Raw genomic sequence first — 14,336 nt, forward strand, 5'->3', positions numbered from 1 at the left:
ACAAATTGGTTAGCTGAAAAGCTCGGGCCGTAGCAGCATGACCGGACAGGGGGTTCCCGCCGGAAGTTCAGGTGCATGCGGCGGGCGAACGATCAGGCAATCGGCACGCGCGAACACCTTCATCATCGATGAATCCTGTTTGCCGAACGGCTCCGCCAGCCACTTGCCGGAGGAGGACCGGATGAGCTTCGCCCGCACATAGTCCTGGCGTTGGTCGTTGGGAGCGAGCGTGACGGCTGCTTCGACCACCGCATCGCGCTTCACCGGCGGCAACGAGGCGAGCTTGCGGACCAGCGGCTCGAGAAACAGCAGCCCGCAGACGAGGCTCGATACGGGGTTGCCCGGCAGGCCGAGCACATGCGTCCGTCCGAGGCTGCCAACCATCAAGGGCTTTCCGGGCCGCATGGCGATCTTCCAGAAATCGAGTTTCATGCCAGCCGCGACGAGCGTCGCCTGAACCAGATCGTGGTCGCCGACGGAGGCGCCGCCAAGCGTCACAATGACGTCCGCCCCTGCGGCTTGCGCCCGCTGGACGGCAGCCGTGATCGCGGCCGTATCGTCCGGCACGATGCCGAGGTCCAGAACGTCGCCGCCGGCTTTGCGCACAAGCGCGGCAATACCGAACGTGTTCGATGCGATGATCTGCGACGGCCCCGGCTCCGTTCCCGGTGCGAGCAGTTCGTCGCCCGTGGCCAGGATTGCAACAACCGGCTTGCGCAATACGTCGAGCATTGCGTGGTTCATTGCGGCCGCTACCGTCAGCCGCGTGAAATCCATGAGGGTTCCGGCTGTGAGAACCGCTTCGCCCTTGTCGAAATCCTGACCGCGCGGGCGGATATGCTGGCCCCGCCGGACGGAAAATTTCGTGCGGATGCCGTCTTCGATTTTCTCCGCATCCTCCTGCAGCAAGACGCTGTCAGCGCCGGAGGGCACCGGGGCGCCGGTGAAGATGCGGACCGTCTCGCCCTTGCCAACCGTGCCTTCAAAGGCGTGCCCTGCGGCAGAGGTGCCGATGAGTTTGAGTTCCGCTCCGGGTTCCGGTGAGTCGTCGCGACGCAGCGCATAGCCGTCCATGGCGGAAGCGTCGAACGGCGGCTGGGTGAGCCGCGCCGCCAGATCGGCCGCAAGCACGCGTCCTTCGGCATCGGCAAGCGCAACGCTCTCAACATCGGCAATAGGATTGGCGCCGCCAAGCAGCCTGCCTTGTGCCTCTGCGACCGGGAGCAAGCTCATCGATCTGCCCCCGGGTGGCGGAAGTTACCGGACTTTCCGCCCGACTTTTCGAGCAGCCTGATGCCGCCGATCTCCATCGCCTTATCGGCGGCTTTCGCCATGTCGTAGATCGTCAGGCAGGCGACGGACACGGCCGTCAGCGCTTCCATCTCGACGCCGGTCTTGCCCGTGAGCTTGGCGGTCGCAACGACTCGGAGGCCGGGGAGAGCTGCGTCTCCCTCGATCTCGACGCTGACCTTCGTGAGCATCAGCGGATGGCAGAGTGGAATGAGATTGGATGTCTGCTTGGCTGCCATGATTCCCGCAAGCCGTGCCGTGCCGATCACGTCGCCTTTCTTGGCGTCTCCCTCGCGGATCAGCCGCAGCGTTTCCGCCGCCATTTTCACATGGCCCTCGGCCGTTGCCACGCGAACCGTATCGGCCTTGTCGCCGACATCGACCATGTGAGCTTCGCCGGAAGCGCCGATATGGGTGAGGCCTGGCTTGCCGTCACTCATGTTCATTCAGCCGCCATGGCAGCGTCGCCGAAGAGGAGGGTGCGGGTTGCAGCCGTTACGTCTTCCTGCCGCATCAGGCTCTCACCGACAAGGAAGGTGTTGATGCCAACAGCCTGGAGCCGCCTGCAATCGGCGTTAGTGAAGATGCCGCTTTCGCCGACCAGCAGCCGGTCGTCCGGCACCATTGTCGAAAGCTCTTCGCTGACGGTGAGGCTCACCTCGAAGGTGCGCAGATTGCGGTTGTTGATGCCGATGAGCGGCGAGGAAAGCTTGAGCGCCCGCTCCATTTCGTCGGCATTATGCACCTCGACCAGCACATCCATGCCGAGCGAGTAGGCCTCATCCTGCAGCCGCTCCGCATCGTCATCGGAAAGCGAGGCCATGATCAGCAGAATGCAGTCCGCACCCCAGGCGCGGGCCTCCTGCACCTGATAGGTCTCGAACATGAAATCCTTGCGCAATGCCGGAAGCGTGCAGGATAGGCGCGCAGCCGTCAGGAATTCGGGCGCGCCCTGGAAACTCGGCGTATCGGTCAGCACCGACAGGCATGCGGCGCCACCCGCTTCATAGGCCTTGGCGAGTGCGGGCGGATCGAAATCAGGCCGAATGAGCCCCTTGGAAGGGCTCGCCTTTTTGATTTCGGCGATTAGCCCAAAGAGGCCGGCATCACGCTTGGCGACCAGCGCCTTCTGGAAGCCGCGAGGGGCCGGTTGTCCGGCCTGCATCGCTTTCAGGTCAGCAAGCGAAATCTTCGCCTTGGCGGCGGCGATTTCCTCGCGCTTGTAGGTCTCGATCTTTTTCAGGATGTCTGTCATCGCCGGATCCTAGTCGATATCGTTGGAAACGGCGATCAACTTATCGAGCGCAGCAGCCGTCGCGCCACTATCCAGCGATTGCGCGGCGAGCTTCATGCCGCTGGCGATCGTCTCCACCTTGCCGGCGATGACCAAGGAAGCGGCGGCATTCGCAAGGGCGATATCGCGATAGGCATTCTTCGCACCGCTCAGAACTTCGCGAAGTGCGGCGGCATTGGCTACGCCATCGCCACCCTTGATCGCAGAAAGCGCACAAGGCGAAACGCCGAAGTCCGCGGGCGAAAGCTCGAAAGTACGTATCTTGCCGTTTTCAAGCGCCGCGACGCTGGTCTTGCCGGTGGTGGTGATCTCGTCGAGACCGTCGCCATGGACGACCCAGACACTCTCCGAACCGAGGTCGCGCATCACTTCGGCGAGCGGCACCACCCATTGCGGCGCAAAGACGCCGAGCAGCTGGCGGCGGACGCCTGCCGGATTGGTGAGCGGCCCGAGCAGATTGAAGATCGTTCGCGTACCGAGCTCGACGCGCGACGGGCCGACATGGCGCATGGCCGAATGATGCTGCTGCGCAAACATAAAGCCGACGCCGGCCTCTTTGATGCACCGCGTGATGACTTCCGGGCCGATTTCGAGCCTGACGCCCAGTGCAGCCAGGCTGTCGGAAGATCCGGATTTCGAGCTCAGAGCCCGGTTTCCATGCTTGGCGACCGGCACGCCGGCACCGGCGACGATCAGTCCCGCCAGCGTCGAGATATTGTATGTGCCGCTGGCGTCTCCACCCGTACCGACAATGTCGATCGCATCAGCAGGCGCTTCCACGCGCAGCATCTTGGAGCGCATCGTCGTCGCGGCGCCGACGATTTCATCGACCGTCTCGCCGCGGACGCGCAGCGCCATCAGGAAACCGCCGATCTGGGACGGCGTTGCCTGGCCCGACATCAGGATTTCGAAGGCCTCGCGGGCCTCCTCGCGGGTCAGCGGCTCACGGCTTGCGGCCTTTGCCAGAAGCGGCTTCAGATCGGTCATGCGCTAAAGCTCCTCCTAGCGAACGGCTGCCTGGTCGGCGAGCGACTGGTTGATCGACGCACCGTATTGTGTTTGCAAGATGTTGACCATCTGATCGAGAATGTCGTCGCCGGCGGCATTGGCCATGGCTGTGACCTGTGCGTCCTGGTTGCTCAGCACGTCGCCGGTCGGTTCGGTGTTGACATTGGTGACCTTCAGCAGGATCTGCGTTGCCGGATCGCCACCGACGGCGCTCGCAACAGTATCGACCGGGCCAGTGAAGGCCGCGGTTACGCCGGCGCGGCCGAGAACGGGGTCATCGGTACCGCGCGTTATGCCGCTCTTGCTTTCGACGGCAATGCCGAGCGGCGTTGCGATGTCGGCAAGCGACTTGCCTTTCAGGGCTTCCTGTTTCAGTTCCTCGGCCTTTTTGGCGAGCTCGATCTTCTGCTGCTCGGCAGTCCAATCCTGCACGGCCTTGTCCCGCACTTCGGCAAGCGGACGGTCGCGTTCCGGGGTAATCTCGCGCACGTCGAACCAGACATAGCCGTCATTCCCGAGCGAAAGCGGGAGCGCCTGAATACCGGCTTCGGTCTTGAAAGCTTCGCCGAGCAACTGCGGCTTGGACGGGATATCCTTGACTTCGTTGCCGTCCTTGTCGAGGCCGCTCGGATCGACAGCGTCGATCGCGACGGCTTTCAGCTTCAGCTGACTTGCAATCTCCTCAAGAGACGATCCTGCGCCGCGCATGTCCTCGATACGATCGTGGACGTTGATGACCTCCTGCGAAGCGTTGACCAGTGCCAACTCCTTGCGGATATCCTCCTTCACCTCATCAAGGCTCTTGCTGCTCTCTGGCTTGATGTTGGTGACACTGAGGATGACCGGGCCGAAGGAGCCTTCGACCACGGGGGTGGTGCCGCCATCCTTGGCGACCGCGAAAGCGGCATCGGCGACGGACTGATCCGGCACCTTATCCTTGGTGAAGTCGCCAAGCAGCACGTCGCTTGCCGTTTTCCCCTGATCGGTCACCAGCTGGTCGAAACTCGTGCCGCTCTTCAGGGCCGCTTCGGCTGCCGCCGCCAGATCCTTGTTGGCAAAGGTCAGCTGTTCAATCGTGCGCGTTTCCGGGGTACGGAAGCTATCCTTGCGCTTGTCGAAGTCTTCGCGAATCTGATCGTCGGTGACGGTCGCGGGGTCAGCGATATCGGCGGACTCAAGTTTCAGGTAAGCAAGCTTGCGATATTCCGGAGCGCGGTAGCGGCTCTTGACCCCATCGAACCATTTCGACAGCACGTCGTCAGCCGGCGCCTTGATCGGCTCGATATTCGCGTTCGTCAGCAGGAGGTAGTCAACGTCGCGGCTCTCCTCACGATAGAGCTTCAATGCGTCGACAAGCGTCTTCGGAGCGGTAAAGCCATTCGACACTGCGTCAACAATCTGGCTGCGGACAGCCACCTTGCTGCGTTCGTTGATGTAGTCCGCTTCGCGGATACCGGCATTGCGCAGGCGCGAGGTGAAGAGTGTGCGGTCGAACTTGCCGTTGACGGCCTTGAAGGCCGGATCGTCGCCGATAAGCTGTGCAAGACGGTCCTCAGAAAGCCCGAGGTTCATGTCAGCGGCAAGCTGGTCGAGCGAGGCGCCGGCGACGAGCTGAGCAATCACCTGCTGTTCGACTCCGAAGGCTTTGGCCTGCTCCGGCGTCAGGCGCGTGCCGAACTGCTGGCTGAGACCCGCAACCTGGCGCTGGTAGGCGAGGCGGAATTCAGTGACGTCCACCTGCTGGTCACCAACGGTGACTACAGCTGTGCTGCTGCCTCCCGAGATCAGCGAGCGGGAGACACCCCAGATGCCGAAAGAAGCGACCAGGAGAAGCATCAGGAGCTTGGCAACCCACGTCTGGGCAGCTCTTCTCAGGAAGTGGAACATTGAAACGCAAACCTCGCATCATATTCAGCCCGTTCATGGGGGCATTCATTCGAGTTCCTTAGAGCAAACGCAGCCGGAAATGAAGCGTCCGCTCTCGAAAACATGGCTCTCGCTGCCGATGTCTTGCCACAGCCAATTGCTCCCAAGAAAACGGGCTGCATCGGGAACCTTTCGGCGCTCCACTTCGTTGAAGCCGCATCCGGAAAAAGAGGAGCAGACAATGGCCGAACTCAAGACCGCCTCCGCACAATCGACTGGATCGCGCGTGAAGACGGATGAAATCGCTGCGGACGATCTTTCCGCCCAGGTCACCGCCTTGCGCGAGGATCTGGCGCGTCTGTCTGAGAGTGTCGTCGCCCTAGGACAGGGCGCAAAGACCGCAGTTGCCGACGAGGCCTCGATGTTGACCGAGCGCGTGCGCGAAAAGGTGCGCGAGGAACCACTCTTTGCGCTGGCTGTCACCGCCGGCGTCGCCTACCTCTTTGGTCTGATGAGCCGTCGCTGATTTTGGTAGGTCCTGACCGTAAGCCGTAGTGAAGCGGCAGGAGAAAAGCCGGGAGCTTTGCTTCCGGCCTCTTCTGCTGTTGAAATCAACGCCGGATCAGGCGACCGAGGGCGATAAGGATACAAGCACCAACAAAGCCCGTGATCAGATATCCGAGCCAGCCGGAGAGCGGCTGGATGGTCAACACGCCGAGAATGAAGTTGGCAACGATCGCACCGACGATGCCGAGAATGATATTCATGAAAACGCCCATGCTGCTGTGCATGAACTTTTCCGCAAGCCAACCGGCTACGCCGCCGATGATGATGGCCGCAATCCAACCTACGCCTTGGTCTTCCATGGTGATCTCCCTCCCAGAGCAACGACAAAATGAACGCAGAACCTGCAAAAAAGTTCCTGGCCACGTCAGGGCTGCAGCCATCCGACCAGCATAAGCTGAAAAGCACAACCCGGATCCTGTAAGAATACAGTGTTTTTTGGGATTCTACATCCCTCGCACGGCATGCCCAAAGAGATCGACTGCCTGTCCTATGTATATTCAGGATAAACAGAGCATTCTTGGAGAACTTATCCAGATGTTTTCAGAGGATATTTTGTCTCAATTGAATGGTGCACCCTGCAACCATGATACCTTACTGTTTACGTGCATTGTACATCACGAGGAAAACTGATAGTTGTACTGGACCGCGACACTGACTGGCTCGGCGGCTCCGCTGGGCACCTAATGCTATGCAAACGGGGGAATGTACAATGTCCGAGTTATCAGAAGCAGGAATCGTTCTCGTCGTCGATGCGCTGGAACTGCGGCGGGCGGGAATAACATCTCTGGTCGACCAATGGGCCCAGGCGATCGGCCTGCACACCGTCGGAATCTCGCCGGACGAGATGGCGGCGCACAGCCCGCATGGGGGGAAGGTGCGATTGGTCATCTTGAGCATTGGAGGATCGTCACTGCGCGAGGGGGCTCTGCAAAACTGGGCGAAGAGCGCGCGCGACTTGTTTCCGGAGACGCCGCGCGCCATCCTTTCCGACAGAACGGAAGCCGAGGAGGCGATCGCGGCCGCTCAGATTGGCAAACAAGCGTTTCTCTCCACCAGCATGGAGCCGGAGATCGCGCGCCAGGCACTGACGTTCATCCTTGGGGGCGGAACATTCTTTCCCCGCGAGGCTCTCCTCCACCAACATGCATCGGCGGCGAGGGCGGCAAACGGTCATGCGCACGATCACAGGACGGAAGCTGACGGACTGACGCGGCGTCAGATCGAGGTGCTCGAGCGGCTACGGCTCGGCAGATCGAACAAGCATATAGCGCGTGACCTGGACATGCAGGAATCGACCGTCAAGGTGCATGTCCGACAAATCATGCGAAAGCTCGGAGCTTCAAACCGGACTCAGGCGGCGCTGCTCAGCGCAGCGGCTCCGAATGCCCCGCCCGCGCAAAACGGCGTTCCTTCCGGCGCGGTGGCTCCCGCCTTGGCTGCTGGCGACCGCATTGCGGCCGAACAAAACGGCGGAGGCGTTGGCGCCGCCGGAACCCGGCCGATTACGCTGTAACCGTTCCTCGACGCCCACCGACAGTGACACAGAACGCGCACCATGCGTCCCTGCGGATGGATGGCGTGCGCTCTGTCTGTTCGCCGATCTCTCTGCTCTCAAGCTTTACTCCAAAAAGCTTACTGCCGCTGATTTGAGCGATCATGCTTCCGATGGTGTTTCTCACTCGGGAGGATGGCTGATTGAACCGATGCCTACCCGCCGCAGCGTGTACTACCTTGGAGACAATTCACTGGGGATATCGAAGCATGCGAGCGAACACATCCGCGGGCGGCAGCTGGTCGTCACTCTTCCATCACTCTACACCTTACGACTTCCGGAGCCATAATGCGCATTGGCTTCAACCCTTCAGTCCCTGCGGTCCAAGGCCACGTCCGCCGGTTGTCACAACACCGGTGACAGCCGAAGGAGGGCTCGCCGTGACTGTCTTCGGCGGGGCGGATGCAGTCGGGCTCGACTCAGTAGCGAGTGCAAACGTCAGCCTTCAGCTGGTGGACCGAGGACTGGCGACATTTGCAATCGGCAGCGCCAGCTTCACGGCCGCAGCACAAGGCGGTTCCGCCTACGCAACGACCTACGGAGACGTGGAGATAGCAGGCGCGGATCTGTCTATCGTTTCCACGAAAACAGCAAGTGCCAGCGGCACCAATGAAATGGCTGAAAGCACCAGTCTGAGCTTTGCGGCTGTCAATTTGAAATTTGACCTCGGTTACCAGGCAGAGATCGAAAAGGCGGCATACCGTGGGCTCGACGGCTCGAAGAACGGGACGCTGGAAGGAAATGCCGCGCTCTTCCACGTCGACGCCGCTGCGGCAGGCGAGAACAGTTTCGTGGATGTTCAAGCTGACGCGGTGGTCGTGGAGGACGCGCTGTCCACTGTTACCGTCTCGGCAACCGCAGGCGTCAGCGCCGAAATGGTCTATACGCAGATCGACGGCTCGTCGCGATCAGACAAGATCAGCACTGGGTCTGGCGACGCGCTCGTCTTTGCAGGTGCCGGCGACGACAATGTTCTCGCACGCGCCGGGGATGACTGGGTTTTCGGCGGCCGGGGCCGCGACACAGTTTATGGCGGGGCAGGAGGCGACACCGTTGTCGGCGAAGATGGCGCGGACCGGCTGTACGGTGAAGACGGCGCGGATTGGATCTTCGGCGGCGAGGACGACGACACGATTTCCGGCGGCGGCGGAGACGACCTGCTCCTTGGGGGAGACGACGATGATACGGTGAGCGGCGGCGGAGGCAACGACATCCTGTGCGGCGGTGAAGGCCGCGACTGCCTGGATGGCGGCGCTGGCGACGACATCTTCCGGCTTGGTGCCCGATCCGGCGACGGCAACGACGTCTATAACGGCGGGAGCGGCAGCGATCTGTTCCTTCTCGTCGCAGAGTTCGACCGCGATGTGATCCAGAACTTCTCGATCGCACAAGGTGACCGTCTGGCGATTTCCGATCTGGACGAGATTGCTGCGCTGGGGAGGTACGCCTTCACGATGGAGCGATCGTCCCGGGATGCGGATGACCTGACGATTACCTTCGATGTTTTTGACCGCCGCTCGGAATTGACGCTGGATGAGTTCTTCGCGATCAACTCCGGTTATGGCGGCATGCCGCGTCGGAGTATGTTCAGCGATGCCCAGGCGGGAACGCTGCTCGCAGCGATCTCGCTTGACGCCGACCACTCCCAGGACGTGCAGGAGGCTCAGCCGCTCCTGCAACTCGGCGATCTCTTGTCCTTGCTCGGTTAGCGACCGCACGGAGATTCCCGGCGCTCGAGAAAGCGGCCTTCCATCGCTCCAAAGACGAGGCTACTTTCGCCTGACTTTCCGACAAAAGATCTATACCGCTACCGACCAGGAGACTCCTTCCAGGACCATTGGGCGATCCATCATTTGAACGTCTGATACCGATGAACGCGAGGTGTATGCTGCCTTGACGAATTGGACGAGAGGGTGGAGTTGAGATGGGAACGAGCCGCACATCGACCGTAAGCACCGGGGTTTCGACCTCGACCGGCAATCCTGGCGACGAAAACTACGCCGAAACCTCCTACGGCTCCGAGACCACGGTGTTCGTCGGCAGTTTGCCGGGCGGCGACGGGGGAGGGCTGGGCATCGGAGTTCAGGCCGACGCCACCGCAATCGGCACCGATACCTTGGCCCAGCTCGACGTGACCGCGAGTATTTCCGACGGTACCTATGTCGATGCCGCCTCCGCGTCGGTAACGGCGGTCGCAGCCGCACAGTCGTCTTATGGCGATGCCTATGCGGCCGCAACAGCGCTGCTGGAGGTCTATGGCGGGGCCGACCTCTATTATGGCAGTAGTCACTCGACCAGTTATACCGCCAAGAATGAATCAGGATCGACGACTGTGTCGGAAGTTTCGGCGAGCGTCCATGCCATCCAGTTTTCAACCGGCGGGGATGCAGCATCCGAACAAACGGTTCCGGACTATCTTCCCGAAACACAGTTACCGCAGGACGAACCACCGCCTTACGTCACGCCCGACTGCAACTGCGACGAACCTGACTACGGTGGCGGTTACGGATACGACATCGAGATCGATGGAAATCTCGCGACATTCGACATCGTGGCCAATGCATTCGGCCCGGACACGTTCGCCGACGTATCCGCCGATGCGTTCGTTCTCGAGGATCAGATTTCCAGCGCTACAGCCGTGGTCTTCGTCGCCATCGGATAAGGCACTTTCAGAAGTGAATGTCTATCTACGCCGAATGAGCGCATTCGGCGTATGTTATCTAAATATATTTAGATTTTCTTTCGACAAATTCCTACAGGATCACAAACGTAGTAGCTCTTCTTTAGATAAAATCGATGAATTCTCGATAGTATTACAGCAAGAATACACGCTACTCCCTTAGCCTTGTACGCCGACTGCTTCTTTGCTTCTGATTGGCGCCAGACCTAGTCTTTCCCTGGGTCAGAAACCTGGCCTGATCACGTTACAAGGAGAGAGACTATGACCTACTATGACCCAGGATTCGAGTTCGACAAGGACATCGACGTTGAGGTGGACTTCGATTTCGACTCCCATGTCGACGTCGAATTTTACAAGGACGTTGATATCGATGTCCGTACTGACGTCTGCGTCGACATCGACGGCAACCAAGCGGACTTTGCGATTGATGTCGAGGCCTACGGCGACGATTCCTACGCCGATCTGGAGCTGAATGTCCTCGTGACCGACGAGCTGTCGTCGATCGTCGCTGTCGGCACCGCCTCCGTCGACTGAGCAGCGTCGAGCTTCTAAAGCCGCTCCGGGAAAAGGCTATCCCAAACTCTCCGGAGTGCAAGGGGCCCTGCTTTCGTCAGGGTCCCTTTTTGCGTGCGGAGCGTCCGGGAACAGCCACCGTCCAAGGGTGTACGCCCTAAGAAGGGTCCACCAACGCGTTGTGTCGGTCCGGGCAAATGCCTCCTAGCATACTTCGAGAGACACGCCGCGTGTAAGTCGGCGCAGAGGAGGGCAGAATGGCTCGCATTTCGAATTCCCGTCGGTCGAACGTATCGTCTCCCAGCACCGAATCGTCATCGGTCAATGCGCCGCCCGCCAAGGACGGCTCAGTGGCGCAGGAATCCCACACGAGCCTTGCGATGATCTCGGCGTTGCTTGCGTCGCCCTCCTATACGCTCGTCCAGCTGAACAACAACGCCAACAACTATACCCATTCGGGCAATGGCAGCTTCCGGATTGAAGGTCTCGGCGGCAACGACGTCATCACGGTGGCAGCCTCGAGCACCGGGAATGATTACCTGGACGGCGGAACAGGCAACGATACGCTGAACGCGGCCGGGACCGATGATTTTCTCGACGGCGGGGCAGGCGCCGACACTCTGAACGGCAATGGGGGCAACGATATCCTGCGCGGCGGAGCTGGCGCGGACATCCTCAACGGCGGGGCAGGCATCGACACCGCCGACTATTCCACCTCTGCCGCTGCAGTGACCGTCTCGCTTCCCTCCGACCCAACCCGGACATCGCGCGGTTCGGGAGGCGACGCCGCCGGCGACACGCTGAGCAGCATCGAGAACCTGACCGGCTCTGCAGGAAACGACTTCCTCAGCGGCAACCGGCTCGACAACCAACTCGTCGGAAACGCCGGAGAGGATACCCTGCGCGGCATGGACGGCAACGATCTCCTTATAGGCGACGGCATGGTTGATGCCGACATGAATGGTGTGCCGGACGACGACAACATGGACGGCGTCCCGGACGGGGTGGATGAGGACCAAGCCGGTGCTGACGATCTCCTTGACGGCGGCTTCGGCGACGATCACCTCTACGGCGGTGGCGGCAACGACACTCTCATCGGCGGCTTCGGCAACGACGTGCTGCATGGCGGTTATGGCGACGACATGCTCAGCGCCGGCGACGGCGACGACATACTCGACGGCGGCGAAGGAAACGACGATCTGATCGGAAGCCTCGGCAACGATACTCTGCGCGGCGGGGGCGGCGACGATTTCCTCAACGCTTCGATCGGTAATGACAGTCTTGATGGCGGCGACGGCAATGATGAGCTCCTGGCAGGCGCCGGCGACGACATTCTGAACGGCGGCGCGGGCGACGACACGCTGAACGGGGGCGGTGGCGACGGCGATCCTCTGAACGGCGGCGACATTCTGAATGGCGGTGATGGCGACGACATGCTGCTGGCAGGCTCCGAACCCGACCAGATGGACGGCGGCGCGGGAAACGACACCGTGAGCTACGCTGCCGGCGGCGCCGTCGGCATCAATCTGGGAACTGGCGCGGTCAGCGGCGCCGCGGCTGGCGACACCTTGGTCAACATCGAGAACATCATCGCATCGAGCCAGAACGACATACTGGTCGGCGATAGCAGCGACAACACCTTCACCGGCGGCGCCGGAGCCGACCAGATCATCGGCCAGAGCGGATTCGACACCTCGGATTACTCGACGTCGGCTGCCGGCGTCACCATCAACCTGAACACGACCGTGGCTGATCCGTTGGCGGTCGGAACCGGAAGCGGTGGCGATGCCGAGGGAGACACGCTTCACCTCATCGAGCGAATCATAGGCTCGGCCTTCATCGACACGCTGAACGGCGGCGAACTCGGCGACACCTTCATGGGCGGGGGCGGCGCGGACTTCATCAATGGCGGTCTCGGGGTGGACACCGCCGAATATTCATCCTCCGCTGCCGGCGTTTCCATAACGCTGGATGAAACCGGTGCAGCGCTCGGGACCGGCGGTGACGCTGAAGGCGATGTGCTGACCTCGATCGAGAACCTGATCGGTTCCGGCGTTGACGATACGTTGATCGGCAACGCCCTGACGAACCGTATCGACGGCGGCGCGGGTAACGATTTCATACGAGGCGGCGCCAACACCGGAAACGAATTCCTCATCGGCGGCGAAGGTATAGATACGGCCGACTATTCGAATTCGGGCGCCGCCGTAATCGCCAGGCTGTCGGACAGCCAGACCAGCGGGGCGCTTTCGACCGGTGGCGACGCACAGAATGACGTCCTCGTCACAATAGAAAATATCATCGGCTCCGCGTTCGATGACCAGCTATTTGGCGCATCGGCCGCCAACCGGCTGGACGGCGGCAGCGGAAACGATGTGCTGATCGGCGGCGCGGGTGCGGACGTGCTGATTGGCGGGGCCGGGACCGACACCGCTTTCTATCAAACCTCCAGCGCAGGCGTCACCATCGTACTGGATAGCACCGGTGCTGCGCTCGGTGCCGGCGGCGATGCGCAGGGCGACCAGCTCAGCACGATCGAGAATCTCATCGGCTCCAATTTCGACGACCTTCTGGTCGGCAATTCCGGCGTGAACCGCCTCGAGGGTGGCAGCGGAAACGATACCTTCCGAAGCGGCGCGGGCGGCTCTTCCGCGGGCGCGATCGTGGAATTCGTGGTCGGTGGCGCGGGCATCGACACGATCGACTATTCGGCGTCCACTGCTGCCGTGGTCGCGCGCCTCTTCAGCGGCACGTCCGGCAGTCTCAGCCAGGGCGGCGAAGCCGACGGCGATTTGCTGCTGCAGATGGAAAACGTCGTCGGATCGAATTTCAGTGATCAATTGCTCGGAAGCACGGCGGGCAACGTGCTGGTCAGCGGTTCGGGCAATGACCAGATGCGGGGCGGCAGCGGCGCCGATATCCTTTCGGTGACGGGAACCGGCGCCAAGACCTTGTTCGGCGACGGTCTCGTTGATGGCGGCACGGCCGGTCAGGATACATTCAAGATACTCGGCGGTACGGGCAATGTGATCGTCGACTATCAGGCCGGCGAAGATCTCTTCCTGAACAGCCTCAACGCAACCGGCGGCATCGCGTTCACAGCGATCAGCATCGGAGGCGTGGCAACATGGGCCGGCCGATTTACCGGCAGCACCCACCAGACATTCGTCGCATTGGGCGCTCAAAGCGCGGTCAGCCAGGCCGATGCGGTCGCGGCGCTCAATACGCTTATTGCGAACGACCTGTTCGTCGATCAGGGCCTGATCGCCTGAGACGGGACCAATGAGGGGATTGGGGAATGGCTGCGAAAGCATCTGCCGACAGGCGTCGGCGCGGCAAGACGGACTTGGACTACGCGACAGGGCAGATCCGCTCGTCTCTCCTGGTGCTGGCGATCTTCAGCTTGGCCATCAACCTGCTGATGCTGACATCGCCGATTTACATGCTGCAGGTCTATGACCGCGTTCTCGTATCCGGCCGGGTTGAGACGCTCATCATGCTGACAGTTCTGGCCGCGGCCGCTCTGTTCGTTCTGGGCGTGCTCGACAGCCTGCGCAGTGCGGTAA

At 61.3% G+C, this 14,336-nt stretch carries 12 protein-coding genes and 1 pseudogene; 7 read left to right on the forward strand and 6 right to left on the reverse strand.

The window, feature by feature from the left end:
• Positions 1 to 9 precede the first annotated feature (9 nt).
• The 5 genes from ACPYOI_RS19275 to ACPYOI_RS19295 are packed head-to-tail and all read right to left on the reverse strand — an operon-like array spanning position 10 to position 5,479.
• Entirely contained in the window at positions 10 to 1,233 is a 1,224-nt protein-coding gene (locus ACPYOI_RS19275; protein ID WP_481417111.1) for a molybdopterin molybdotransferase MoeA, read from the reverse strand.
• Positions 1,230 to 1,730, reverse strand: coding sequence for a cyclic pyranopterin monophosphate synthase MoaC (moaC, locus tag ACPYOI_RS19280; RefSeq protein ID WP_481417118.1), 501 nt, complete (start codon positions 1,728 to 1,730; stop codon positions 1,230 to 1,232). Before moaC ends, ACPYOI_RS19275 begins: the two co-directional genes overlap by 4 nt.
• Before the next feature lie 2 nt (positions 1,731 to 1,732).
• Positions 1,733 to 2,545 (reverse strand): indole-3-glycerol phosphate synthase TrpC, encoded by an 813-nt coding sequence (trpC, locus tag ACPYOI_RS19285; RefSeq protein ID WP_168831252.1) that lies wholly within the window; start codon positions 2,543 to 2,545, stop codon positions 1,733 to 1,735.
• Between the two features lie 9 nt (positions 2,546 to 2,554).
• On the reverse strand, positions 2,555 to 3,571 hold the full coding sequence (gene trpD / locus ACPYOI_RS19290) for an anthranilate phosphoribosyltransferase (protein ID WP_481423182.1): 1,017 nt from the start codon (positions 3,569 to 3,571) through the stop codon (positions 2,555 to 2,557).
• A 15-nt stretch (positions 3,572 to 3,586) separates the two neighbouring features.
• Positions 3,587 to 5,479, reverse strand: a complete 1,893-nt coding sequence (locus ACPYOI_RS19295; protein ID WP_481423183.1) for a peptidylprolyl isomerase — start codon at positions 5,477 to 5,479, stop codon at positions 3,587 to 3,589.
• 220 nt (positions 5,480 to 5,699) lie between these two features.
• On the opposite strand from ACPYOI_RS19295, the gene ACPYOI_RS19300 reads away from it, so the two are divergent.
• Entirely contained in the window at positions 5,700 to 5,984 is a 285-nt protein-coding gene (locus tag ACPYOI_RS19300; protein WP_168831255.1) for a hypothetical protein, read from the forward strand.
• Between the two features lie 85 nt (positions 5,985 to 6,069).
• On the opposite strand, the gene ACPYOI_RS19305 is transcribed toward ACPYOI_RS19300, so the two are convergent.
• Entirely contained in the window at positions 6,070 to 6,324 is a 255-nt protein-coding gene (locus ACPYOI_RS19305; RefSeq protein WP_168831256.1) for a GlsB/YeaQ/YmgE family stress response membrane protein, read from the reverse strand.
• A 410-nt stretch (positions 6,325 to 6,734) separates the two neighbouring features.
• Between ACPYOI_RS19305 and ACPYOI_RS19310 the strand changes: the two genes are divergently transcribed.
• From ACPYOI_RS19310 to ACPYOI_RS19335, 6 genes and pseudogenes are all read left to right on the forward strand, one after another.
• A complete protein-coding gene (locus ACPYOI_RS19310; RefSeq protein ID WP_481419598.1) occupies positions 6,735 to 7,538 on the forward strand; it encodes a response regulator transcription factor in 804 nt (267 codons plus the stop codon).
• A 419-nt stretch (positions 7,539 to 7,957) separates the two neighbouring features.
• Positions 7,958 to 9,286: a calcium-binding protein gene (locus tag ACPYOI_RS19315; protein WP_481419599.1), complete on the forward strand. Its 1,329-nt coding sequence runs from the start codon at positions 7,958 to 7,960 to the stop codon at positions 9,284 to 9,286.
• A 215-nt stretch (positions 9,287 to 9,501) separates the two neighbouring features.
• On the forward strand, positions 9,502 to 10,239 hold the full coding sequence (locus ACPYOI_RS19320) for a hypothetical protein (RefSeq protein WP_481419600.1): 738 nt from the start codon (positions 9,502 to 9,504) through the stop codon (positions 10,237 to 10,239).
• A 279-nt stretch (positions 10,240 to 10,518) separates the two neighbouring features.
• Entirely contained in the window at positions 10,519 to 10,791 is a 273-nt protein-coding gene (locus ACPYOI_RS19325) for a hypothetical protein (RefSeq protein WP_481419601.1), read from the forward strand.
• Positions 10,792 to 11,027: 236 nt separating this feature from the next.
• Entirely contained in the window at positions 11,028 to 14,042 is a 3,015-nt protein-coding gene (locus ACPYOI_RS19330; protein ID WP_481419602.1) for a beta strand repeat-containing protein, read from the forward strand.
• A gap of 26 nt (positions 14,043 to 14,068) precedes the next feature.
• Positions 14,069 to 14,336: pseudogene (locus tag ACPYOI_RS19335) on the forward strand (type I secretion system permease/ATPase); the annotation flags it as partial.

The organism is Rhizobium sp. SVR5-2C (genome assembly GCF_056755115.1).

Excerpts from the sequence above, each read along its gene's own strand:
- ACPYOI_RS19275 (WP_481417111.1), bottom strand. The coding sequence starts at position 1,233 with ATGAGCTTGCTCCCGGTCGCAGAGGCACAAGGCAGGCTGCTTGGCGGC.
- moaC (WP_481417118.1), bottom strand. The coding sequence starts at position 1,730 with ATGAGTGACGGCAAGCCAGGCCTCACCCATATCGGCGCTTCCGGCGAA.
- trpC (WP_168831252.1), bottom strand. The coding sequence starts at position 2,545 with ATGACAGACATCCTGAAAAAGATCGAGACCTACAAGCGCGAGGAAATC.
- trpD (WP_481423182.1), bottom strand. The coding sequence starts at position 3,571 with ATGACCGATCTGAAGCCGCTTCTGGCAAAGGCCGCAAGCCGTGAGCCG.
- ACPYOI_RS19295 (WP_481423183.1), bottom strand. The coding sequence starts at position 5,479 with ATGTTCCACTTCCTGAGAAGAGCTGCCCAGACGTGGGTTGCCAAGCTC.
- ACPYOI_RS19300 (WP_168831255.1), top strand. The coding sequence starts at position 5,700 with ATGGCCGAACTCAAGACCGCCTCCGCACAATCGACTGGATCGCGCGTG.
- ACPYOI_RS19305 (WP_168831256.1), bottom strand. The coding sequence starts at position 6,324 with ATGGAAGACCAAGGCGTAGGTTGGATTGCGGCCATCATCATCGGCGGC.
- ACPYOI_RS19310 (WP_481419598.1), top strand. The coding sequence starts at position 6,735 with ATGTCCGAGTTATCAGAAGCAGGAATCGTTCTCGTCGTCGATGCGCTG.
- ACPYOI_RS19320 (WP_481419600.1), top strand. The coding sequence starts at position 9,502 with ATGGGAACGAGCCGCACATCGACCGTAAGCACCGGGGTTTCGACCTCG.
- ACPYOI_RS19325 (WP_481419601.1), top strand. The coding sequence starts at position 10,519 with ATGACCTACTATGACCCAGGATTCGAGTTCGACAAGGACATCGACGTT.
- ACPYOI_RS19330 (WP_481419602.1), top strand. The coding sequence starts at position 11,028 with ATGGCTCGCATTTCGAATTCCCGTCGGTCGAACGTATCGTCTCCCAGC.